Annotated in this window: 19 protein-coding genes; 13 read left to right on the top strand and 6 right to left on the bottom strand. The window is 46.1% G+C overall.

Annotated features, from left to right (window positions below):
• Positions 1-24 precede the first annotated feature (24 nt).
• From MDMS009_RS03725 to fae, 8 genes are all read left to right on the top strand, one after another.
• A complete protein-coding gene (locus tag MDMS009_RS03725; protein ID WP_008290403.1) occupies positions 25-6,081 on the top strand; it encodes a hybrid sensor histidine kinase/response regulator in 6,057 nt (2,018 codons plus the stop codon).
• Positions 6,082-6,093: 12 nt separating this feature from the next.
• Positions 6,094-6,555: a chemotaxis protein CheW gene (locus MDMS009_RS03720; protein ID WP_008290378.1), complete on the top strand. Its 462-nt coding sequence runs from the start codon at positions 6,094-6,096 to the stop codon at positions 6,553-6,555.
• A 93-nt stretch (positions 6,556-6,648) separates the two neighbouring features.
• On the top strand, positions 6,649-8,532 hold the full coding sequence (locus MDMS009_RS03715; protein WP_237700471.1) for a transglycosylase SLT domain-containing protein: 1,884 nt from the start codon (positions 6,649-6,651) through the stop codon (positions 8,530-8,532).
• 9 nt (positions 8,533-8,541) lie between these two features.
• The gene (locus MDMS009_RS03710; protein ID WP_008290431.1) at positions 8,542-9,768 is read left to right on the top strand and encodes a multifunctional CCA addition/repair protein; all 1,227 of its coding nucleotides are present in this window, start codon (positions 8,542-8,544) and stop codon (positions 9,766-9,768) included.
• Positions 9,769-9,874: 106 nt separating this feature from the next.
• Positions 9,875-10,858 (top strand): methenyltetrahydromethanopterin cyclohydrolase, encoded by a 984-nt coding sequence (mch, locus tag MDMS009_RS03705; protein ID WP_008290418.1) that lies wholly within the window; start codon positions 9,875-9,877, stop codon positions 10,856-10,858.
• 8 nt (positions 10,859-10,866) lie between these two features.
• Positions 10,867-11,784, top strand: a complete 918-nt coding sequence (locus MDMS009_RS03700) for an ATP-grasp domain-containing protein (protein WP_008290432.1) — start codon at positions 10,867-10,869, stop codon at positions 11,782-11,784.
• Positions 11,774-12,643, top strand: coding sequence for a triphosphoribosyl-dephospho-CoA synthase (locus tag MDMS009_RS03695; RefSeq protein ID WP_008290425.1), 870 nt, complete (start codon positions 11,774-11,776; stop codon positions 12,641-12,643). Before MDMS009_RS03700 ends, MDMS009_RS03695 begins: the two co-directional genes overlap by 11 nt.
• Before the next feature lie 82 nt (positions 12,644-12,725).
• Positions 12,726-13,286 (top strand): formaldehyde-activating enzyme, encoded by a 561-nt coding sequence (gene fae, locus MDMS009_RS03690; RefSeq protein ID WP_272941067.1) that lies wholly within the window; start codon positions 12,726-12,728, stop codon positions 13,284-13,286.
• A gap of 30 nt (positions 13,287-13,316) precedes the next feature.
• Here the strand turns inward: fae and MDMS009_RS03685 are convergent, their stop codons facing one another.
• A complete protein-coding gene (locus MDMS009_RS03685) occupies positions 13,317-14,030 on the bottom strand; it encodes a HisA/HisF-related TIM barrel protein (protein WP_008290434.1) in 714 nt (237 codons plus the stop codon).
• A 22-nt stretch (positions 14,031-14,052) separates the two neighbouring features.
• On the opposite strand from MDMS009_RS03685, the gene MDMS009_RS03680 reads away from it, so the two are divergent.
• From MDMS009_RS03680 to MDMS009_RS15745, 5 genes are read left to right on the top strand one after another with little or no spacing between them, the layout of a single operon-like run.
• A complete protein-coding gene (locus MDMS009_RS03680; RefSeq protein WP_008290493.1) occupies positions 14,053-15,027 on the top strand; it encodes an ATP-grasp domain-containing protein in 975 nt (324 codons plus the stop codon).
• Positions 15,020-16,066: a hydantoinase/oxoprolinase family protein gene (locus MDMS009_RS03675; protein ID WP_008290504.1), complete on the top strand. Its 1,047-nt coding sequence runs from the start codon at positions 15,020-15,022 to the stop codon at positions 16,064-16,066. Before MDMS009_RS03680 ends, MDMS009_RS03675 begins: the two co-directional genes overlap by 8 nt.
• A gap of 9 nt (positions 16,067-16,075) precedes the next feature.
• On the top strand, positions 16,076-17,464 hold the full coding sequence (gene pabB, locus MDMS009_RS03670; protein WP_043887883.1) for an aminodeoxychorismate synthase component I: 1,389 nt from the start codon (positions 16,076-16,078) through the stop codon (positions 17,462-17,464).
• Positions 17,461-18,039, top strand: a complete 579-nt coding sequence (locus MDMS009_RS03665; RefSeq protein WP_043887882.1) for an amino acid kinase family protein — start codon at positions 17,461-17,463, stop codon at positions 18,037-18,039. Before pabB ends, MDMS009_RS03665 begins: the two co-directional genes overlap by 4 nt.
• Positions 18,036-19,214: a pyridoxal phosphate-dependent decarboxylase family protein gene (locus MDMS009_RS15745; RefSeq protein WP_008290400.1), complete on the top strand. Its 1,179-nt coding sequence runs from the start codon at positions 18,036-18,038 to the stop codon at positions 19,212-19,214. Before MDMS009_RS03665 ends, MDMS009_RS15745 begins: the two co-directional genes overlap by 4 nt.
• On the opposite strand, the gene MDMS009_RS03655 is transcribed toward MDMS009_RS15745, so the two are convergent.
• From MDMS009_RS03655 to MDMS009_RS03635, 5 genes are all read right to left on the bottom strand, one after another.
• Positions 19,186-20,799 carry an AAA family ATPase gene (locus tag MDMS009_RS03655; RefSeq protein ID WP_008290481.1) on the bottom strand — a complete coding sequence of 538 codons (1,614 nt, stop codon included), beginning with the start codon at positions 20,797-20,799 and terminating at the stop codon, positions 19,186-19,188. The genes MDMS009_RS15745 and MDMS009_RS03655 overlap by 29 nt on opposite strands.
• A gap of 15 nt (positions 20,800-20,814) precedes the next feature.
• Entirely contained in the window at positions 20,815-21,894 is a 1,080-nt protein-coding gene (gene aroB / locus MDMS009_RS03650) for a 3-dehydroquinate synthase (RefSeq protein ID WP_008290485.1), read from the bottom strand.
• Entirely contained in the window at positions 21,891-22,427 is a 537-nt protein-coding gene (gene aroK, locus MDMS009_RS03645) for a shikimate kinase AroK (RefSeq protein ID WP_081443590.1), read from the bottom strand. Before aroK ends, aroB begins: the two co-directional genes overlap by 4 nt.
• Before the next feature lie 81 nt (positions 22,428-22,508).
• The gene (pilQ, locus tag MDMS009_RS03640) at positions 22,509-24,527 is read right to left on the bottom strand and encodes a type IV pilus secretin PilQ (RefSeq protein WP_008290376.1); all 2,019 of its coding nucleotides are present in this window, start codon (positions 24,525-24,527) and stop codon (positions 22,509-22,511) included.
• A gap of 119 nt (positions 24,528-24,646) precedes the next feature.
• Complete coding sequence (locus MDMS009_RS03635; RefSeq protein WP_008290446.1) at positions 24,647-25,174, bottom strand: pilus assembly protein PilP; 528 nt, start codon at positions 25,172-25,174, stop codon at positions 24,647-24,649.
• Positions 25,175-25,201: the final 27 nt, after the last annotated feature.

Genomic DNA, 25,201 nt, shown 5'->3' with positions numbered 1-25,201 from the left:
TGACTACTAGGAAAATTAACTGATATGGCACAGATGATAAAAGGCAATTACAACGCGTTAATGTGGCTTCAGGATGAACTGCAGCAATCGCTTTCTCATGCCTTAAATGCCATGAACAGTTACATTGAAGGCGAAGCGCAAGACAACAATTTGTCTGACTGCACAGAGGCTCTGTATCAGGTCAAAGGCACACTTGACATGATCAATATGTCCGGCGCAGCCATGCTCACTGATGCCATGCAACACACTGTCACCGCCTTGCGAAACAATAAGTTTGCTGACAGTGATAGCGTGCAAGATGCACTAGTTCGCGCGCTGTTGTTGTTACCTAATTACCTGAAATTGCTGAGCAATGATTTTCAGGACCACCCGCTGTCATTGTTAGACAGTATTAACGAATTGCGAATTACCTCAGGCAATACACCATTAGCTGAGCGCGATGTCTTCACAGCTGTTCTTAGTATCGCTCTACCAGACAGCATTACGCCAAATCCACACCGCAAAGCGCCCACTATCACCATTGAAAAATCCAAATTGGGACATGCTTTCCAAGTTCTATTACTCAATTGGTTGCGTCAGCAGGATAAAGAAAGCCTGCAAAAGATGCGCGGTATGTTGCATTACCTGCGTCTAACTTGTCTGGAAGAAAAAACCACCTTGTTCTGGTGGACGGCAGAAACCTTGATTGAAGCGCTTGAACAAGAAGGCCTGAGCTCAACTCCAGAGGTGAAACAACTACTGGGTAAATTAGTCGTTCCGATCAAAACACAAAGCGAACAAAACGAAACGGCATTACTCAATGCCTTACCAACGGAACTGGTTACTAGTCTACTACTCGTTATTGCTAAAGCTGACAGCCATGGTCCGCATGTCACGTTGCTAAAAACCACGTTCAATCTCCACTTTTACGATAACAAGCCGAAAATTTACGGCATGAGTGACAATGCGCTGGGCGATGCGCATATGGCATTACTAGAACAATTGCAGGATTTAAAAGCGCAGATCAGCGAATACACGCGCGATCCCGATCTCAATGCAGACAGCCTTATTGAGGTCATCCAGCAACTGCAAAGCATGACAGATACGCTAGCATTACTCGCTGAATATGAGGCCAGCAACTTACTTCATCATCAAGTAGAACGACTTGAATCGATCATCGAAGCCGATGAAAAACCTGATGATGTCACACTGACTGAGCTGGCAGACGTGTTGCTGAAAGTCGAGATGTTTATTCAGGCATCAACCCAAGCCAATGTGAATGATCAGCTGCGTCATACAGTGATAAATGAATGTTTGTTGGAAATGGCAAACATCAAAGAAGCGCTTACTTTAATGAGCCAATCAGGCCGTTACCCGGATGGCTTAGGTGATAGTGAAGAACAACTTAAACTGATTGCCGGCAGCATGAACATGCTCAACTACCCGGAAGCGGCTGAGATTATCGATAAAACGGCTGCCAAAATGGCACAGCAAAGTCAAAGCAACGAGGCGTTCACACCCGCGAAGTTAAACCGTCTTGCCGATATTCTTGCCTGCTGTGATATCTACATGGAAGGTATAAAGCAACACGGCCATGCTGAAAGTGACTACTTAGTCGATGCCTCAAATAAACTCGATAGCTATGACTCCGCCGATGTAGAGTCAGAAACGATGATCGATGTGGCAGATCCACTCTCAGCCTCATCATTTGAGCCGGAAGAAGATCTGGCCTTGGCTGAACTGGATTCGTTACTAAGCAGTGATGACGGGCCGATACTGTTCGAAAGCTCTACCGCGGAACCTGACGCAGTCGAAACTGATGTCGTTGAAACGTTAGAAGATACCAGTACAGAGACATTTTCAGGCATAGCGTCTGACTCAACAGCCAGTGTTATGCCGGCTGAAAAAGACTGGCAGTTTGCTGATGGGATCGATGAAGAAATTGCCACAATCTTTATCGAAGAAGCCAATGAAGTACTTACCGAATTAGACGGCTTAATGCCGCAATGGATTACCAATAATGACCAGGCTGCTTTAGCCGATATCCGGCGTTATTTTCATACCCTCAAGGGGAGTGGCCGCATGGCTGGCGCCACCGTTATCGGTGAGTTAGCTTGGGCAGTTGAACAGACACTCAACCATGTTATTGATGGTACCCGTCCAGATTCAGATCAGGTTAAAGCGCTGGCAACGCAGTCGCAGCAACTTGTGCCATCACTCCTTGCACGTTTCACTCAAGCGAACATGGAGACAACAGCGGAGGTCGAAGCATTACTAGCACTTCAACAGCAGTGTCTCAACCCTGACTCACCCAATGTTGAAACGGTAGCAACCTCAACTCCAGAACCACATATTACTGATAGTGCCGTTGATAACGAGCTTGATCGTGATGTTGAATTTGATCTATCTCAATACACAAATGATGAAACACTCATCATTGATGCCAGTGAACATGAACCAACAGATCACGGTAGGTTTGCAATTGAAACAGATGTTCTGACAAAAGTTGAACTATACATTCGACGTCAGAAGGAAATGGAAAGCGGCAATAATGAAGCTGAATTAACCCGCTCAGAAGAAGCCGCGCTGACCAGCGTAGAAGCTTATATTCGTCGCTTAACAGAAGAAGATAGTACCGCTAAGAGCGCCCCTCAGGCTTCACTATCGAACAAGCTCACCAAAGTAGAAGCCTACATTCAACGTTTGGCTGATGAAACCGGTGTCGAGCGATACCTGAGAACACAGGCTGCTAACCACCAAACAACAGAAAATAATGTAGCTGAACCAGCCTCGCAGATTCCAGCCGTCAACTTTAGCTCTGTTGATCGCTATCTGCTTGATAAAGCCCGCCAAGCCCAAACACCAACGTCAGTGGATAGATACCTTGCCACTCGAACAGGCTTACATGAACCCGAGCTGGCTGAGGAAGATGAGTTACAGCAGATTTTTATCAGCGAAGCTGAGCAACATATTGCCGCGCTTAAACAAGGTCTGAAAGATATTGCTTTCTCACGTCAAATTGATAAAACCTTTTTGCGTGCCGTGCACTCACTAAAAGGGTGTGCCAATGTCGCAGGCATCAAGCCCATGGGCTTGATTGCGACTGATCTGGACCAAGCAATAAAGCGTCTGCATTCATACGATGTGGTGCTTGATGCTGAACAGATGCGCTTACTTGAAACAACGGTCAACGGGCTAGAGCAAATACTGTTAAGTCTGACTGAAAAAGCGGAAGAGCCTGATATTCGTGAGTTGTCCGACATCATTTTCCAGCTCACACCCGCTCAGGTAGAAACGGTATCAGCGCCTGTTATCGATCCCGAGTTTTTAGTTGTATTACTCGAAGAGACGGATGAACTGTTAGATGAATACACTGGCCAATTATCTCATTGGCAGCAACAGCCAAATGATCAAGAAAACCTAGAAGCGTTAAGTACCACCCTGACCAAATTGCAGGATACTGCCACTCACGCTAAGCAGTCAGTCATTGCTGATATCTATGCTGGACTCAACAAGCTCATTCAACAAAGCCAACCGCAGGATAATGGCTTAAATGATCTGCTGGAGAAGGGCTACGAGCAACTTAACGAACATATTGAGTCACTGCTACAGAACAAACCTCTCTCCGCAGAACAAAACTTCTTAGATCAAGTGGAGCAGTTCCTCCAACAACGTGTTGAAATCGACTCACCAGCGTCAGAGGTTATAACCGAGCATTCACCGACAGCACTAATCGATATTGATGAAACCGATTTTGAGCTACCATCTGATCTGGATCCCGATCTGCTTGAGGCCTTTACTGAAGAAGCCGAGGAACTACTTACTTCCAGTGGCAAAGCGGTTAAAGATTGGAACGCTAGTCAACAAAGTGAATATGATTCGCAACAATTACAACGTGACTTGCATACCTTAAAAGGTGGCGCACGCCTAGCGGGGATTACCCCCATGGCGGATCTGACTCACCAGACAGAAACTCTGGTTCTAGCAGTCTGCGATCGTAAGCGTAGTGCTGATGAGGACTTTTTTGACTTACTGCTCCGCTGTCAGGACAAGCTGACTGAGATGCAAGAGCAACTCAAAGCCAGAACAGCTATCACCACCGCTTTATCACTTATTGCTGAAATCAGCATGCTAATAGCGGGTGAGGACCTTCAGCTTGATGAGCGCTCAGTATCAGAACAGCAACAAACAGACACAGCGTCCCATGTCCTGCCAGAAATAGAGCAATTTTTGGCGAAAAGTGCCCCAACTCATGTTGAACAAGTTCGTGTCCGTGCAGATTTGCTAGATTACCTCACCAATTTCGCCGGCGAAGTCAGTATATCTCGCGACCGTGTGACACAGCAACATTCAGCAATGCGACAGCAATTGCATGAAATGGAAGAAACCGTAGCACGTCTTCATGACCAACTACGTAAGCTAGAGATCGAGACTGAAACACAGATCCTGTTCCGTTATGAAGATGAGAAACTGAAAAATGATTCCGACTTCGATCCATTAGAATTGGATCGCTTCTCAATGATTCAGCAATTATCGCGTGGTCTGACCGAGAGTGTCATCGACTTGAACGACATCAGTCGTTCTATGGATACCTTGGTTAAAGAAACCGATACTATTTTGTTGCAACAATCACGACTCAATACGGATTTGCAGGAAGGCCTGATGAATACCCGCCTTCTGCCCTTTAGCGGTGTTATTCCTCGACTAGAACGCATTGTCAGACAAACCTCAGCCGAACTCGGTAAAAAAGCTGATTTAATCAGCGTTGGCGATGAACTAGAACTCGATAGAACGATTTTAGATCGTTTGGTCGCTCCCGTTGAGCATCTACTTAGAAATGCGATTGCTCATGGTATTGAAGATCCGGACACCCGCCTTGCTGCAGGTAAACCTGACAATGGTCAGCTAAACCTACGTATTGAGCGCGAAGGCTCAGAAATGGTCATGACGCTTAGTGATGACGGTCAGGGTCTTGATGTCGATAAAATCCGTGAGAAAGCACTGAGTCTTAACTTGATTCAGTTAGATAGTACGCCCACCGAAGATGAATTGATCCAATTAATTCTCACGTCCGGTTTCAGTACCGCTGACAATGTGTCTCAGCTTTCTGGCCGTGGTGTCGGCATGGACGTAGTCAATAATGAGATCCGTAGCCTGAAAGGTCGCCTCAGTATTCAGTCACAACCTGGGGAAGGCACAACATTTGTTATTCGCATGCCAATGACCTTATCCGTTATTCAGGCATTACTTGTGCGTGTGCAAGATGAACAATACGCGGTGCCTTTAGGTAGTGTGAATGCCGGTGAACGAATCAGCGTCCATGATATAAAGCGCTTGCTTGACTCCAATCAACCACATTATGAGTTCAACGGTGAACACTATGATTTCCGTTCACTCAGCTCATTGTTGGACAAACCACTAACTTTGCCTGATAACCCTAAACAACAGTTACCATTGCTGCTTTTCCGCTCTGGTGACATGCGAGTTGCTTTACTAGTCGATGCCATCGTTAGCAATCGTGAGATTGTGCTCAAGTCTATTGGTCAACAACTGAGCCATATTACCGCCATTAATGGCGCGACCATACTAGGTGATGGACGTGTTGTTTTCATCCTGGATATCCCCACGCTGATAGAAACCAGTCAGTCAGGTCAACTTGATAGCAACCATGCTGCCAACCTCGAAAGAGAACTCGAGAAAATTCAGGCTCGCTCACCTGTTGCGATGGTAGTTGATGACTCGATTACTATGCGAAAAGCCTCAGGTAATTTGCTCAAACGTTTAGGATTTGAGGTATTAACAGCGCGTGATGGTGTCGATGCGTTATCACAGCTTCATGAACAAACGCCCGATATCATTCTGCTTGACGTTGAAATGCCTCGTATGGATGGTTTTGAATTCGCCTCCATTGTGCGAAACGACTCTGGGTTCCACCATTTACCCATCATCATGATCACTTCCAGAACCGGAAGTAAGCACCGAGATCGAGCCATGGGCATCGGTGTCAATGCATACCTTGGTAAACCTTATCAGGAAAATGAACTGGTTGAGACCATGAAGCGCTTACTCGGTAACGACATGTTTCAACAACAAGACGCATAATAAGGGACACCAATGGCAAGCAAGCAAGCACAATTTATTCATTGCATGTTGATTCCGTTACAGGAGCATTATCTCTTGCTGCCTAACAGCACTATTGCTGAAGTCATACCCAGAACAGGCATTGATCTTAATACCCCCAGTCCCGAAAATTGGCTAGGCTATGTCATCTGGCGCGAACAGTCATTACCCATCATTCATCTGGAAGATATACTACAGGCAGGTACAGATGCTGCTGCATCAGGCAATAAACTGTGCATCATTAACAGTATCAACACCGCAACGGAGATCGAGTTTTATGCTATTCCTTGTACGGGCTCACCACAGTTGATAACGCTGAATCAAGCGGCCTTACAGCTCTCGCATGATGCCAACAAATCTGCCTATCTCCATTGCCAGATTAGAATCGGAAATAAAATCGCTTTTATCCCTGATTTGGATCAGCTCGAAATGGCTATCGAGTCACAAAAACAGTAGCTGATCTTTCCCCTCGTTATGGTTTACCATAGCGCCATGCACTTGATAAAAACATTGCTGTTTTGTTTGCTATGGCTGCCTCTGTCGCAGGCAGTGGCAAATCCACAATTGGAGAAACAGCGCCAGCTCTTTCAGCAAACAAAAAAAGCGCTGCAAACGAATCAATTAAACCTCTATCAACAGCAGTTGCAGCAACTGGATGACTATCCTTTGCAACCCTATCTGCAGTATCTGTTTCTGCGACACCGGCTCGGTCAGGTTTCCCCCCAAACTATACAAGTTTTTCTTGATGAGCAGGATGGAACATTCTATGCCGACAGACTCAGAAACGCCTGGCTAGACAGACTGGCACATCAAAAGCGCTGGACAGAATACCTGCGTTTTTATCAGTCACCTCAATCGGATGAGCGTGCCTGTTATCAACTACAAGCCTTACTGGCGACGGGGCAGAAACAACAGGCATATAAACTGACGCCAGCTATGTGGTTAGTACCGTACTCTCAACACAAAGCCTGTGATCCGGTTTTTGCTAGTTGGATGCAGCAAGGCTTATTAACCGACGATCTTCGTCGCCAACGCATGATGTTGGCTCTGCGGGACAATCAATTTTCTATTGCCAGTTACCTTGCTAAATCAACTAATACAGCGACTCAAGATAAAGCGTGGGTAGAACGCTGGAAAGCCATTCATGACAATCCACTGACATGGCTTAAACAGTTACCGGCAAAGGCTCCAGCAGATCGTAATCAGGTATCGCTGGCCAGCGATGAAGCCCTATCCCGAGAAATCATCATTCATGGTTTGCAAAGATTAGCGAAACGTTCACCGGAACAAGCCTACAGTCAATGGCTCCGTGTCCGAGATCATTACCAATTCAGTGAACATGACAAAATCACCGCACGCAAAGCAATCGGAACCTGGGCTGCGCTCAATCGTGATGATAAAGCCCTGATCTACTTTGGCAATATACCGGGTGGTGAATGGCAGGCACGTGCAGCCATATGGCAAAAAGACTGGCGTGCAGCTAAGAAAGCCATTAATCAGATGAATATTGATGAGTTAGGCTCAACCCGTTGGCAGTATTGGCTCGGACGCAGCCAAGCTGGTTTGGGTGAACAATCTGCTGCCAATCAGACCTTTGCCGCCATTCTCGGTGAGCGAGACTATTACTCTTTTCTCGCTTCAGATCATCTGACACAACCCTATAAAATGAATCACCGGCCAATAGCCATTAGCGAACAAGACATGGCAGCATTAAAGCAACAACCGGCGATTCAACGCTTACACGAATTTTATCTGCAAGATATGCTGCTGGAAGCAAGGCGCGAGGCCTATCATCTCAGTCAAACTCGTACTGCTCGTGAATTACAGATGATAGCGACACTAACCCATCAATGGGGCTGGCATAATCAAACTATCGCCTTTTTAGGCAAAGCTCAGTACTGGGATGCGCTTGATCTGCGTTTTCCAGTAATCTTTGATACTGAAATCCGTCAAGCCGGAAAAACAAATGGGTTGGATCCGTCTTGGGTACTGGCAATTGCCCGACAAGAAAGTGCTTTCAATCCAACAGCACGCTCTCACGCTGGCGCAATGGGCTTAATGCAGCTAATGCCGGCAACGGGGCGACTCATCTCCAAACTGATTAATCGGCCACTCCAACAACTGGACGAGTTATACCGACCTGCACGTAATATTGAATTAGGTAGTGCTTATCTGCGCCGCATGTACGATGAAAACCAGCAAAACCCCGTGTTAGCGACAGCAGCCTATAATGCCGGCCCACATCGTGTGGCACGCTGGCTACCCTCAGAAAAGCTGGATGCCGATATCTGGGCTGAAAATATTCCTTTCAATGAAACTCGTCACTATGTGCAAACGGTAATGAGTTATGCCGCGATTTTCGATAGTCAACGCAACCAGTCAATCAAACCGTTGTCAGAACGTATGCCTGCAATTAAGCCTAAAACACCTTAAACTGTTGTTATGCAAAGCTATCTGGTGGGCGGCTGTGTCCGCGACAAATTATTAGGATTGACCATTAAAGACCGCGATTGGGTTGTGGTTGGCTCAACGCCTGAACATATGCTGACCCTCGGCTTTCGGCCTGTGGGTAAAGATTTCCCTGTGTTTTTACACCCTGAAACTCAAGAAGAATACGCACTCGCGCGGACTGAGCGTAAATCTGGGCGCGGTTATCGAGGTTTTGATGTGTATGCCTCACCAGACGTGACTTTAGAGCAAGATCTGGCGCGCCGCGATCTGACGATTAATGCCATTGCTGAGGATGGAGATGGCAATCTCATTGACCCCTTCAATGGTAAAGCCGATCTAGACAATGGCATATTGCGCCATGTATCCCCTGCTTTTATCGAAGATCCGGTTCGGGTTTTACGCCTTGCTCGCTTTGCTGCTCGGTTTGATTTCAGCATCGCCGATGAAACCAAACAGCTGATTGCGGCAATGATTGACTCAGGTGAGCTAGACCACCTTGTCTCAGAACGCGTCTGGCAAGAATTATCCAAAGCCTTGCAAACGGACAAACCCTCGACGTTTTTCACGACACTGCGTGAAGTTGGCGCACTCAAGATATTGTTCCCTGAGGTGGATCGGCTGTTTGGTGTGCCACAAATTCCAAAATGGCACCCTGAAGTCGATACCGGTATTCACGTCATGATGGTCGTCGACCAGGCAGCACGGCTAACAAATGATGTTAGCGTTCGCTTTGCTGCCCTATGCCATGATTTGGGAAAAGGCATAACACCTGCAGATGTTTTACCCAGCCATAAAGGGCATGAGGCCACCAGCGTTGAACTCACCAAAGCGTTATGCCATCGGCTCAGAACACCAAAGGAAACCACCACCTTAGCGATGAAAGTGGCTGAGTTTCATACCGATGTGCACTTATTATTTGAACTCAATGCTGATCGCGTCTTACAGGTGCTGGAAGGTATCGACAGTTTTCGTCGCCCAACTCGCTTTGAGCAATACATGTTAGCAGGCGAAGCGGATTTTCGAGGTCGCCCCGGTTATGAAGATGCAGCTATGCCTGAAGGTGCTGCTTTCCGTGATTGCTTCAATGTTGCCGCTGCCGTCACAGCTACTGAATTTATTCAAGCGGGTTTGTCCGGCATTGCCATTAAACAGGCTATTCGCGCTAAACGCATTGAAGTTATTGAAACCACATTGAACAAACATCGCCCTGCAGCGTGAACCTTTATGACGAAACTCTAGGCTGATTAAAGACTTGTAAAACGACAGTCTACCCCCATATCACGTATAATTCGCTTATTTTTCGACTTCAAATTAGGATTAATCCATGAGCACTGAACTCTCCGCCAACTGGACCAGCGTTAATGCTGCATGCCAGCCATTGGTCGACGCCTTAGTGGCCGATGCACAGGCCTTGAACCTAGAAATCAGCACACTGGAAAACGGTACCCGTATCGTTGACGCCGGTATTAATTGTAAAGGTGGGCTGGAAGCCGGTCGCCGTATTGGTGAAATCTGCATGGGTGGTTTGGGTACAGCTACACTGGGAACCAATAGTGGCTTTGATAACTGGCCCTGGTCTGTCAATGTGCATGCCAAAACACCGGTTTTAAGCTGCCTTGGCAGTCAGTATGCCGGTTGGAGTCTGTCTCACAAAAGCGAAGACAGTAAATTCTTTGCTTTGGGTTCAGGACCTGGCCGCGCATTAGCTGGGCGTGAAGAACTGTTCAAAGAGTTTGGTTACAAAGACGAAGCAGACTCAACCGTGATTGTATTAGAGGTAGATAGTTTCCCTCCCGTGGAAGTGGCTGAGAAAGTTGCCAATAACTGCGGTATCAAGCCGGAAAACCTCACCTTCATTCTCACCCCGACTTCTAGCCTTGCTGGTGTCATGCAGATTGCCATTCGTGTACTGGAAGTGGCGATGCACAAAGCACACGAGTTACATTTCCCATTAGAAAAAATCGTTGATGGTTATGGTGTCACCCCAGTTGCACCGCCGGGTGGAGACTTTATGACTGCAATGGGTCGCACCAACGATGCCATTTTGTTTGGTGGACAAGTCCAACTGTTTGTCGATGCCACCGATGAAGAAGCCAAAGACTTGGCCGAAAAAATGCCTAGTAATACATCATCAGACTACGGCCGTCCGTTCGGCGAAATCTTCAAGTCATATGAATATGACTTTTTTAAAATTGATGGCAGCCTGTTTAGCCCTGGTAAAGTCATTATTACCAACACCAACAGTGGTAAAAGCTTTACTGCTGGTGAATTGAATCATGACTTGTTAAACCAATCCTTCGGACTCTAAGACCCACGATGAACGTTCCTCGCGTTGTCATATTTAATGATACTCATGGCTGGCACAGTGAGCAGTTAACCAATGCTCTACGCCAGCGAGGAATCGAAACGATTCTCAGCGATTTAGCTGAATGCCACATTGATCTGGACTCCCCCACCGGTTTAACGATTCCAGGCTTAGACAATGAGTTACCGGCAGCGGTTATCGTTCGTGGCATCGCGCCCGGCTACCTTGAACAAATTACCTTGCGTATGGATGTATTGCATACCTTGGCTGAATTAGGCGTGCCGGTCTTCAACCCAGCCAGTGCCATTGAGCATACCGTTGATAAAGCGCGTACCTCATTACGGCTGCATTTAGCGGGCTTAGCTACACCGCGTACCTGGGCGTGTGAAAATAGAGACAGTGCCCGCAGGATTGTCACAAAGCAACTGGATAATGGGATCAGTTTAGTCATGAAACCCCTATTTGGTTGTCAAGGTAAAGGCATTGCACTCATTGACACTATGCAAGCATTCGAACAGCAAAATCCCGTCGGTGACGCATTTTATCTTCAGGAATACGTGCAACCTGAACAAACAGGGACATGGCAGGATTGGCGCCTATTGGTGATTGATGGCGAAATTAGCGCTGCAATGTCACGCAGTTCATCACATTGGATAACCAACTATGCACAGGGCGCGAATTGCTTTGCGACGCCGGTATCGGACGAAATGCGTCAGTTAGCCCTAAATGCGACCGCAGCAGTGAATGCAGACTATGCTGGCGTTGATCTTATTCGAACGGTTGATGGTCAGTTTAGTGTGCTGGAAGTCAACAGTGTGCCGGCATGGAAAGGCCTGTTTCAGGCAACCGGAAAAGATGTCGCAGGTGATATCGCCAATGCCATCGTGAAACGGGTTGAGGAGGTAGCTTCGTCCCACCATGCTGTCTGAAACTGAGATAAAACATGCCGTATTCTGGGCTTGTCAGCAAGAAGTCATGGCGCCCAAACCTGGGAATGTTAATTGTTTCAGTGATGGCCACAATATGGCCATAAATGACTTTATAAAAAGTGCGGAAACGATAGCCCCCATTATGGCGAGCCCGGGACTGAGTGTAGGTGAGCGTATACTACAATCAATTCAAGCTACGCGCACTGTGGTGAACTGTAATACTAACTTGGGTATCGTGCTGCTATTTGCCCCCCTATGTAGCGCCATTCAAATATGCGAAGACTTTTCTGATCTACCCGACACACTGCAGCAAGTGCTGGCATCACTGACTATTGAAGATGCCCGTTTATGCTATCAAGCTATTCGACTAGCTGAAGCAGGTGGCATGGGAAAATCGCAACAACAAGACATTTCTGAAGAGCCAACCATCACGCTTTTGCAAGCCATGGAATTGGCTCAAAATCGTGATCAAATAGCCCTGCAATATGTAAGTAATTTCAAGGATATATGGCAGCTTAGTTTGCCTGCATTGACAAATGCATTAAATTCTGGGGAAAGTGTTGAATGGGCAACCGCTTTCGCGTATCTTAAGGTCTTATCAGCTGCTCCGGATAGTTTAATTTGTCGCAAACAATCCGTTGAGCTCGCAACCGCAGTGACAGAGAAGGCAAAACAACTTGTTTTTCAAATGAATAAGAACAGTAAGTTAGATGCTTATTTAACTGAGCTCACTGCTTGGGATAAAGAATTAAAACAGAAAGCCATTAATCCAGGAACTACCGCTGATCTTGTCGCAACGACGTTGTTGTTGCATGCCTTTCAGCAAGCGCTTTCTTTACACAGAATTTCAGTACCATGATGCATACAGCGGACGGCACTGAGCAGGTGATACGTTCCTTTATTACGTATAAACCCTTCCTTGTACGCAAGGAGGGAAAAAAATGAGCCTTTTTGACAATTTTTTTGGAACAGGAAAATATAACATGCCAGTAATCGATCGCGTACTTGTAGGTGAATCGCTGGTCATCGAAGACGGTGACCTAGACAATGTCGCACATATTGATCTTATTATGGGCCCTCGTGGCTCAGCAGCAGAAGACGCATTCTGCCGCACTCTGACTGACCAGAAGCAAGGGGTAAATGGTCTGTTGGCAGTTGTTGCACCTAACTTGATGGTTAAACCAGCCACCGTTATGTTCAACAAAGTAACCATCAAAAACATGAAACAAGCCGTTCAAATGTTCGGTCCAGCACAACGCGGTGTATCACTGGCAGTTGCTGAATGTGTAGAAGATGGTACCGTCCCAGCAGGCGAAGCTGATGATTGCTTCATCTGTGTTGGTGTATTTATTTCACCAACAGCTGATAGCGATGAGAAAATCCAAGACTGGAACTATCGCGCTACTAAAGAAGCTATCAAACGTGCTGTTGCACGTGAGCCAAAAGCGGCTGATGTTGTAGCTCAGTACAAAACTAGCGAACACCCATTCGGTGCTAAGTAAGACTTAGAGCTTGTTATCACATCGCCCCTTTCAAAAGGGGCGATGTACCTGCTCTATTTTTTGGAGCTCTGCTTTATCTATCTGACCAGTGTGCAATGCACTGGCAATAAGCGTACCTGCGGCTCTAATTTTCTGTAACTGTTCTAAATCAGCTTTATTCCTCACGCCACCAGCTGCGTACCACTCAATATCTGGCCGCTGGGCAATTAATGCTTGCAGCCACTCCAAACTCGGTCCCTGATTCGCCCCGATAACATCTAAATCCATCACTATCGTTTGCTCTGTCCATAACTCTGTTCGGTGCAATAAATTGTGAGCACCCAAAAGCTGTTTGCCACGCCTATCCAGAGACAAAATCATTGACTGCCTCGCCCCCTCAATCTCAAGTAAGCTAAGCGATTTTAATGTTTCACTGCCTATCACGATCTTGAGATTATGCAGTTTAGAGTAAAGCCTTAAATCCTTTTGGCTGGTTATGCCTGCATCCAGCCAGAACTGTGTCCCAGTGAAACAGTGAACTAATTCAGCATAAAACTCCGGACGATGTTTGGCTGCTTCTATTGCATCCAAATCAGCAATGTAAAACTGCTCAAACGGATACCAATTCAATATATCATTGACTACCTGAAAGACATCCGTCGAACGTGTTAACACTGAGTTAAGTGCTGAGTATGCATCACGGTTGCCACCTCTCGCATGCACCACGATGCCACCTCTTATATCAATGACCGGTATAATCTGCATATCAACGAATCGAATCCTCTGAATGACATTATTTATTTATGAACATCTTACCAGCGGTGCCTTAAGTGATAAGCCTTATTCACCCGATCTGATGCATGAAGGCAATGCGATGCTGCAAGCGATTTGCACTGATTTAGTCGCGCTGGGTCATCGATTAACTGTCATGCGTGACGCGCGGCTGAATAATGACTTCTATATACAAGCACAGATTGAATTACTTGAAGTTTGTGATGTCGGACAATATCAAGCAGCTTGGCAACAGGTGCTCTCGCATTATCAGCTTTTTGTCATCATTGCTCCTGAAACCAATGGCCTATTGGCTCAACGAACGCAAGAACTCGAACGCTATAATAAAACCATTCTGGGCTGTAACAGCACTAGCATTCAACTATGCAGCGATAAACTAGCGTGTTTCAAACATCTCCAGCAACATGCCTTACCGACGCCTTACACCCAGCTTGCTGAAGACTGGCGAAATGATAGCAAACAGACTAATTCCCTTTGGATCGTTAAACCCAGAGATGGCGCTGGTTGTGAAGATACCTATCGCTATAACTCAGCGGAGCTAGAAGCAAACCTGCCAGGCCTTATTAAAAACCATCCTAGGCACTGCATTGTGCAGCCTTACATCGAAGGTCAAAACCTCAGTCTTAGTCTTTTTATTTCCGATAGTAATATTGAGTTAGTGTCGATTAATGTTCAGCATATTGACATCATGGAACAGAAATTAAACCTCTTAAACTGTAAGCCACACCAAGCGGGGTTTCTTGATGAAACAAGAGCCCAAGCACTGGCCAAATCAATTCATGCTACGATGCCGGGGTTATGGGGATTCGTTGGTATCGACCTGATTCAAACCCAAGACAGGCTCTGGATCATTGATATCAACCCCCGCCTGACCAGCTCATATGCTGAGTCAGCAATGAGAGAACATATGAATCCGGTCATCCCGCTTCACCAAAATCTTACACACAGATTACCTGCACACTATGAATAATAATGACACGACCGGCTTTTTGGGCTGGGATATTGGAGGCGCACATCTCAAAGTAGCCTACTGTGATAATTCGGGCCAGATTACCCAAGTCATACAATTGCCTTGTGCTTTATGGCAGGGCATTCATGAGCTGCACACCGCCATGCAACAAGCACTGACCCTGCTCAATTGTCGTCATGCTCAACATGCCATCACCATGACGGGAGAGCTGGTCGATGCATTTGAGAACCGCGAGCAAGGGGTAGCAGAAATACTCAGCTGTGTTGCCGATATCCTGCCTGAGGCAGCATTACACATCTTTGCAGGCCAGCGTGGTTGGCTAAAGCCGCAACAAGCCAAACAAGCATGGCGTGATGTCGCATCGATGAATTGGCAAGCCAGTGCTTTATTTGTTGCAACCCAATGCTCGCAAGGTTTATTTCTCGATATTGGAAGTACCACCTGCGATATTATTCCGTTTATTGATGGCCAAATACAGCCACATGGGCTTGATGATCACAATCGTCAGAAATCGGGCGAGTTAGTCTATACAGGGGCAATTCGCACACCACTTTTCGCTATCAGTCATCATGCGCCATTGAATGGTGAACTTGTCCCCTTAACAGCAGAGTGGTTTGCCAGTAGTGGCGATGTCTGGTGCATATTAGAGCAAGTGTCCGCAACAGAGATTCAGGATTCAAGCGCTGACGGACAACCATGGCAAAACCGTCATTGCCAACAACGTTTAGCCCGAATGCTGGCAACTGATGCTGAGGAGGCAACAGATGCTCAATGGCGCATTGTCGCAGACTGGTTTGCTGAGCAACAACTTCAACAAATTACCCAGGCCTGTTTACAAGTGTTAAGCAGACACTCTGCTATTAATAAGGGTGCCCCCTTGATTGGTGCAGGTGTGGGACGATTTATTATCAAAGCAATAGCCGAAAGGTTGAACCGCCCATATGTCGACTTTAGTGCGTTATGCCAAAACAGGGATGATGCTGCCGCTCATGCACCGGCAACCGCATTGGCTCTTCTGGCGCAGCAGCAGTTGTCGTAAAATAGACAAATGACTTTGCTGCTTCCTCCTCTTTGTACAGAGCTACCCTATCCTGAAGACAGTGCCAAACTGTTTGCTAAGCTGCGTTCTCATCATTGGCCCGTCATACTCGACAGTGCAAATACCTCCGGGGAAAACGGTCGCTACGACATTCTTAGTGCGGATCCCTTTATTACGCTGGAAACGTGGGGAGAGAAAACACTGATATCAGAGAAAAACGGCAGCAGGACTTCGGAACAAGATCCCTTTGAGCTATTGGAGAGCCTGCTCTCACCCACCCATCAGTCACAAACCAGTCTGCCATTCTGTGGTGGCGCTATTGGCTATTTTGCTTATGACTTGGGTAGACGTATTGAATCTTTACCTGCATACGCTCTCGATGCGGAAGGCATCCCGGAAATGGCCGTCGGCATCTATGATTGGGCAGTCATCACCGACCATAAACTAAAACGCTGCTGGCTAGCCAGCTTTGGACTCGACCCTCACACACATACCATTTGGCCCGACCTTGTAGAAATACTCAGCTCAGTCACACCCTCAGAACCCGCTTCGTTCACAGTAGATGGCAAACTGACCAGCAATCTTACCGAAGCTGCCTACAAACAAGCCTTTGACAAGATCAAACATTACATCACGGAAGGTGACTGTTATCAGGTCAACCTGGCTAAACGATTTGAAGTCGAAGCAAGCGGCGATGCTTGGCTGGCATATCAACGTTTACGTTCTCAAAATGCGGCTCCGTTCTCTGCTTTTTTTAATCCCGGCAACGTCTCGGTGATGAGCTCTTCACCCGAAAGACTATTACAAGTACAGCAAGATCATGTTGAAACCAAACCCATTAAAGGCACACGCCCACGTGATTTAACAAATCCTGACCGAGACAAACAGTTGGCTGCTGATTTACAAGAAAGCCTGAAAGATCGCGCTGAAAATCTGATGATTGTGGATTTATTACGAAATGACCTGGGGAAAGTGTGCAAACCGGGCAGCATAAATGTGCCAAAACCATTCGCTTTAGAATCTTTTGCGACAGTTCACCATTTAGTAAGCACCATCACCGGGAAACTTGCTGCTGATAAAACTTCGGTATCATTGTTACGTGCCTGTTTTCCGGGTGGCTCAATTACAGGTGCACCCAAGTTACGTGCCATGGAAATCATTGAAGAGCTGGAACCCAACCGTCGTGGCGTGTATTGTGGCAGCTTGGGGTATATTGGTTTTGATGGCAATATGGATACAAATATTACGATTCGCACCTTAGTCTATAATGATAATCGGCTTCGTTTTTGGGCTGGTGGCGGTATTGTCGCAGATTCAGAGGTTGAGTCTGAACATCAAGAAGTGCATGACAAAGCCGCTGCGATGTTTCGTTTGGTAGACGGACTTTCCAAGCCATGAGAATCATCAAGCTCGGCGGTAGCCTGTTTCACACCCCAGAGTTACGCCAATGGCTCGAGTTGCTCGATGAAGCCAGTCAGCAAGAGCCGGTGATCATTGTTCCCGGCGGCGGCCCTTTTGCTGATGAAGTTCGACACGCTCAACGGCTACATCGCTTTAGTGATGGTGCCGCGCACCATATGGCGATACTGGCAATGACTCAGTTCGGTTTACTACTCGCTGACTTGGCCCCCAATAGCATCCCTTTTTACTACCCAAATCAGCAAGACCCTCTCGAAAATGGCTTACATGTCTGGCTACCGGAGCGGAGCGTCTTAGATATTGCTGAGTTACCCCATAGCTGGGATATCAGCTCAGACAGCCTCGCTTTGTGGCTAAGTCAGCAACTTGATGTAAAAGAATTGGTGATGATTAAACGTACAACCGTCGTTTCCAGTCGAATTAAAGCGCTCATCGATCACGGTGTGCTCGATAAAGGCTTTAAACATCTTTACGAAGAACAGCCTGTACAAACTCAATTATTTCACTTTCAGCAGCAGGCTTTATTTCCTGACAAGGGTCTCGTTCTGAAATGAGTCAAACATTGCCTAAGGCTGAAACCCTCAGTCTTTTGCTCGAGACACTTCACGCCAACAGAACCAGCAGTAATGACAGCAAGCTCGATCTATTAACTGGTGACTGTCAGCAATTGATACAAGAAGCGACACTTCATCAGCAATCGTCGTGGGCCGCTCATATGACGCCTAATCTTGCTCCCTATAGCCTGATTGGCCAACAGATTGCCGGCATACACCAAGGTAACCTGCTTTCGCCGGAGTTATACCCTTTCTTAAAAGATGCAGAAACAACAACATTAGACTGGATAAAAACATATTTCCATCAAGCCCATGCTTACTTCACGCACGGTGGTAGCTATAGTAACTTAGAAGCATTATGGCAAGCACGTGACGCAAATACCCAACAGCGAAAGCGCGTTTATGGCAGTCACGCCTGTCATTATTCGATCAAAAAAGCCTGTGATATTTTAGGGCTTGAATTTCACGCCTTGAGTACCGATGATAGCGATCGTTTACTACCGGAAGCGTTGTTAAAGGCTTGCCAGCAAGAGCGACCGCTAGCCGTTGTATTAAACCTAGGCACGTCTGCTAGTGGCTGCATTGACCCTTTACCAGAAAGTGTATCGATTGCCGCTGATTATGGCTGTTGGCTGCATGTGGATGCGGCATGGGGAGGCGCTGTAGCCATGCTGCCCGAATACAAAGATACTTATCAATGTCTCGCTCAGGCTGACACGGTTAGTTTTGACCCTCATAAAAGCTTATTTCAACCAAGACCTTGTAGTATCCTCTTAAGCCAACATAAAAAACAATCCTTAGGTGAAACGCATTATTTAGAGACGCCGCCGACAAAACAGCTGGCAGGCTCTTTCGGTGGTGAATTATTTTTACCGTTATGGCTAAATCTGCAATTATTGGGCGAAGAGTGGTTTTACGAAAAAACACGCTATCGACTTGCTCAAGCGAGACAATTCGTTATGCAGTTATCTGAGTTAACCTCGTGGCCTGTCATCCAATCTGAAACAGGGGTTGTCTGTTTTGAGTCGGCTGAAAAAGGGCTATTATCGCCTTTAGTACAGCAAGGCATTTTTTCTGAAGCCCGAGTCAACAAACGACCTGTTTACCGTGCTGTTTTTGCCAGTTATCACGTTCAAGCGCACGATCTTATTCGCGCGATACGCCCTTATCTTTGATCTGATTTTGCACGCTATCAAAGCGTCGCAACCAAGTTGGTAAAGTATTTAACGGTGCAGGCCAATTGTTACTTGCTGATAATGCTAGCTTTTTTGATGGATAAACGCCATATATCAATACATGCCAGGGCTTGTTATCACGCAAACTAGTGAAACGAGCAAGCTGTCCCGTTAATGCATTTTCCTCGATAAACTCCGTGACTTCTTCATAGGACCACGAGCCCATAAGCTGGAATGTATAGTCTGTTGGCTTTTGCGACAGTATCCAATCTGAATCTTGCACCTCAGCTTCAGCAGATTTAGCTGCCTGATTATCAGCTGCTTTTTGCTCACTGATGACAGCGGTATTGGCTGTATTCGGCTGAGATAGAGCCTGTTTAGTTTGCGGTGGCAAATCGCCTTCAGTCTCAGTCTCAGTCTCAGTCTCAGTCTCAGTCTCAGTCTCAGTCTCAGTCTCAGTCTCAGTCTCAGTCTCAGTCTCAGTCTCAGTCTCAGTCTCAGTCTCAGTCTCAGTCTCAGTCTCAGTCTCAGTCTCAGAATGTTCTATCGCTACCGGTATCTCAGCAAGCAGATCAGCAAGCTCATCGCGTTGCGCTAACTCCACCTGTTTACTTTCCTGCTGCGGCGTATCATCGACAATCACCGTAGTGATATCATCACCCTGGCTTACTAATTCGGGTATTTGAAGCTCTTTATCACTGTCTTCAACAGGGCTGATCCAGCGATTAATTTTGTCCTGATAACTTAAAAAGATAATCAGTATTAGAGCCAGTAACGCTAACGGTGACCAGCGTATGAATTTAGCCATAATGGATGACCAATCAGCATAAAGAGGGCTAGTTTTCTTAGCTCCAAGCAAGTGTTGATGTGCCAACTGGTTTAGCTTGGCAGGCTTGCCCTGTGAAAGCTTAGTGAGGCGTTGAATCGCTTTTTCATCAAAAGGAAAATCGCCGGAGAAACCAGCCGCCTCCAGCCGCAGCTTTAAATAGGCAGGAATATCCTCTGCATCCAATATCGGCAAATCGATTTTTTGTAGTGAGAACATGTTCACTAAGGTCTCAGACTGACTTGTCATCACAGCCTGTAACAGGCTTTTTCCTTCATTTTGCCAACTGAGTAAATATTGAACCTTCGCCAACACATCATTCGCTAATTTTTCAGCATCATCAATTAATAATACGGGAACGATATTGAGGTTTCGCAATTGCAATAAACGTTGCTTCAATGCTTGTTCTAACGCTTCATCTGTCGACGAGTTATCACTATCAGCTCCAAAACTGCTAAGTAAAAGCTGTGGCAATGTGTGTAGTGAAGTGTTTGAATCAATAGTACAGAAGCGTAAGTCGCGGGCAGTTTCACGCTGTAAATGTTGCAGTATGGTCGTTTTACCCATCCCCGCTTCAGCGTGAATAAGTACCGGCGTTTGCGTCGCTCGAACGATATGTAACACTAATAATCGTCGTTGCTTTATGTGCCGTCCGTCATAAAAATCGGCAGCATCTTTAACGGCGACAAATGGTAAACGCTGAAGCGCCAACCTAGCAAGATAGGCAGGTTCCGGAGATGTCGCCGCAATATCACTCATCGCTCACTGAGTCCTTTATGCTTGAAATTGGGTCAATGTCTCCTGCAACATCGTGACATCGTAGTCATCACTAATCGTCGCTTGGCCAATTCCTTTCAGCAAAATGAGACGAATCACACCCGCTTGAACCTTTTTATCGACAGACATCAATGCCATATATTGCTCTACTGTCATCTCTGCAGGCCCTATAACAGGAAGGCCAGCTTCTTCAAAAATAGCACGAATACGTTGAACATCCGCGTGTTGCATCCAACCCTGCCGAGCTGATAAGTCGGCAGCCATCAGCATGCCGGTAGCAATGGCCTCGCCATGCAGCCAGTTACCATAGCCCATACCTGTTTCTATGGCATGCCCAAAAGTGTGACCCAAATTAAGTAAGGCTCTAACCCCTTGCTCGGTCTCATCTTTAGCTACAATATCGGCCTTATCCTGACAGGACCGCTCAATCGCATAGGCCAGCGCTTCTGGAACACGATTCTTCAACGCTGACATATTATGCTCTAGCCATTCAAAAAACTCGGCATCATTAATCAAGCCATACTTGATAACTTCGGCTATGCCCGAAGCAAGTTGCCTATCATCCAGCGTATTCAAGGTGTTGGTATCGGCAAGCACACATTGTGGTTGATAAAACGCACCTATCATATTTTTACCCAAGGCATGATTGACGGCCGTTTTGCCTCCAACCGAAGAGTCCACTTGTGAAAGTAATGTTGTCGGTACTTGAATGAAAGGCACGCCACGTTGATAACAGGCCGCAGCAAAGCCTGCCATGTCGCCGATAACTCCACCACCCAGTGCTATCAATGTGACCTGGCGCGAGAACCTGGCTTCTAATAACTTATCAAATACCTGATTGAGTACGTCTAGATTTTTAAATTCTTCGCCATCAGGCAATATCACAGCTTGATGCTTATAGTTAGTTAACGCCGCCTCGAGTTGCTCAAGGTAAAGCGGTGCGACTGTTTCATTAGTGACAATCAGTACTTCTTTACTTTTTATATGCTTTTGAATCAGCTCTGGTTGTGACAACAAGTTCTGACCGATATAAATAGGATAGCTACGCTCAGCGAGCGAGACTTCTAGTGTCTTCATGATAAGGAAAAGTTCTTTTTTGTTTTCTTTAATTGCTTGATCACGTCATTCACCGTGTGTTGAATCGACTGATCGCCTGTTTTTATGATGATATCAGCGACTTGTTCATACAAGGGGTTACGCTGAGCCATCAACGCTTCAATTTGTTTACGTCTATCGCCAGTTTGTAATAACGGCCTTTTTTTGTCTTTCGCCGTCCGTCGATATAACTGCTCTGCGGTAGCAGACAAATAGACAACCTCGCCTCGGGAGCGAAGCCAATTACGATTTTCTTCTGAGAGTATTGCACCGCCACCTGTGGCAACCACCACATTATCAAATGCTGTTAATTCATCAATCGCTTTTGACTCACGTTCTCTGAAGCCTGCTTCACCCTCCATCTCAAATATCCACGAGATAGATACACCAGTGCGTTTTTCTATTTCTCTATCACTATCATAGAATTTCTTACGCAGCGCTTTGGCGAGCTGGCGACCAATGGTTGATTTGCCAGCCCCCATTGGCCCAATCAGAAATATATTACCCGATATCAATGTTACTGACCTTTGGTTATGATCATAAAAAAGCCGGGGCAATGCTGACCCGGCTTTTCATTTTACAGGTTGTGACGAAGTTTAGTATTGCAAACCTTCTTTCACAATTTTTGGTGTGACAAAAACCAGTAATTCACGTTTACGATCTTCTTTAAATGTGTTCTTGAAGAGGAAACCAACATACGGTAAGTCACCAAAGAACGGAACGCGCTCCACATTATCATTGGTGCTTTGTTCGTAAATTCCCCCAAGCACAACCGTTTCACCGTTATCGACTAATACTTGCGTCTTAACGCTTCTGGTATCAATGCTCGGCACACCTAAGAACACTTCACCGACTTCATCTTTACTGACTTCCAAGTCCATGACAATTCTGTCATCAGGCGTTATTTGAGGCGTCACATCTAGCTTTAATACCGCTTCTTTAAATGAAACATTAGTAGCACCACTAGAGGTCGCTTCTTGATAAGGGATTTCGGTACCCTGCTCAATTGTTGCCTGCTGCTGATTTGAGGTAATGACTCGTGGTGATGAAATAACTTCACCTTTACCTTCCGCCTGCATAGCAGACAGCTCAAGTTCCAGAATCATACCTAACGGTAATTTAGCTAATGCCAGACCAATTGAACCTGATGGGTTACTAACCGGCAAATTCACGTTCAAATCATTACCGACGACACTGTTGGCACGAATTTGATCGTCATTATTCGGGTTTGTGCTCAGCCCTGTTAAGCTTCCTGATGAACCAGCACCTAGAGTGTTACTTTGCGCTGAGGTACCAAACCTGACGCCTAACTCTTTATTAAAGTCATTATTGGCGATAACAATCCGGGACTCTATCAATACTTGGCGAACAGGTTTATCTAACTCATCTATCACCTGTCTGATATCAACAAGATTATCTGCCGTATCTCGAATTAACAGTGAATTGGTGCGATCATCAATCGTGATACTGCCACGAGGTGATAAAAACCCACTCTGCCCACTGTTACCGCCTTGCTTGCCGTCGGTTCTTAATAATGTGGCAAGCAAATCTGCTTTTGCGAACTTAATTTCGACAATTTCTGTGTAAAGAGGCTCTAACTCTACCAATTGTTTTTGCGCTTCAAGCTCTTGTTTTTCTCTTGCGGCAATTTCTGCTGCTGGCGCTACCATCAACACATTACCGTTTTGACGCATCGCTAAGCCTTTGGTTTTCAGAATAATATCTAGAGCCTGATCCCAAGGCACATTTTTCAAGCGCAAGGTCAGATTACCTTTCACCGTGTCACTGGTCACTAAGTTCATGCCCGTGAAATCTGCCAGCAACTGCAGTACTGCCCTTACTTCAATGTTTTGGAAGTTTAAGGAAAGCTTCTCTCCGCTGTAACCAAATTGATTTCTATCCTGACCCGCCTGAGGCTGATCCGGTAAAGGCTTAACTTCAACAACGAGCGTGTTCTCTGACTGATAGGCCAGATGCTCATAGCGTCCCTCTGTCGTCAACGTGAGTTTGGTCGCATTCGCAGAGGCATCAGAATCGATAAACTTAACGGGTGTCGCAAAGTCGATCACATCCAGTCTGCGATGTAATTTATCAGGTAGTGCCACATTCGCTAACTCAATAACAATGTCGCCACGTTCCTGACGTACATCCATTGCAGCTTCTTCACCGTCCAGTTTGACTATCAGTCGTGCTTCTCCCTCTTCACCGCGCCGAAAATCGACATCGGTGACGGTTGTCATGCCTGATTGTGATCTGCGCTGTGTGGTTTGAGTGGCATTGGCATTATCAATGGTAATTTCCATTTGATTGCCATTTTGACTAATCACATAAGGCGCTTTTTGCAGTAAATTAATCACCATCCGAGTGCGTTCACCAGCTTCGACGGTTGAAATGCTTCTAGTCACGCCGACATTAACCTGCTTGGTACGCTCTTGTAATTTATTGGCTACGCCAGCAAAGTCGACAATAATTCTGGCAGGTTCATCCGTAGAAAAACTGTTTGGCTTGGCGATCGGTTCAGAAAAAACAAGTTGGATTTTCGCTTTATTTCCCGGCAAAGCACTGAAGTCTAAGCTTTTCAGCTCAGCAGCATATGTCGTCGAACTGATGAACATAACAGCAAAGAAGTATATGAACCTGTTTAAGATCGCAGTTAAAGTCGATTTTTCACTATTCAGAAGTCTCTGCTCGTTCATGTCGATTCCATTTTTATTCATCATGATATTTTTCATCACTATTTCACCTCTACTGCCGAGACAGAGGTTTCCCTCTCGATAAAGCCATTTTTACCCTGCGAAACAATTTCATTTAATTTCAGCTCGTTGTCACTTATCGATAAGATTTTGCCATGGTTTAACCCCATGTAATTACCCACTTGAACACGATGGATAACACCGTCCGGTGAACGAACTAAGGCCCATTTTTTCTCTTGCTCAAGCGTACCAACGTATTGCAGCTGTGCTAGTTCAAAAGTCTCTAAAGCTTCTTTACGCCGGTTACTGTCCGGGCTAATGCCATTGTCCAAAATAGGTTCATCTGCTGTTTCTGGCACATCAACGACGGTAGGCAAAAACGGATCTCGTATTTCTGCAGCGGCATAATCGAACTTTTCATAAGGTTTCATAACAGGAATAGGCGGTATATCCGATTTCTGCTGTGCTTTCACCTCTGCAACATACGTTTGTAAGTCATCTTTGTTCTGTTGGCATCCCGCCAGACTGAACACAATGAGTACCATCGACATTTTTAGCCTATCTAACATTGTCGCTTCCCTTATGTATCCGTTTTG

This window comes from Methylophaga thiooxydans DMS010, assembly GCF_000156355.1.
Classification (GTDB): domain Bacteria; phylum Pseudomonadota; class Gammaproteobacteria; order Nitrosococcales; family Methylophagaceae; genus Methylophaga; species Methylophaga thiooxydans.
Note: the sequence above shows the minus strand (reverse complement) of the source record. Positions and strands in the feature narration are given on the sequence as shown.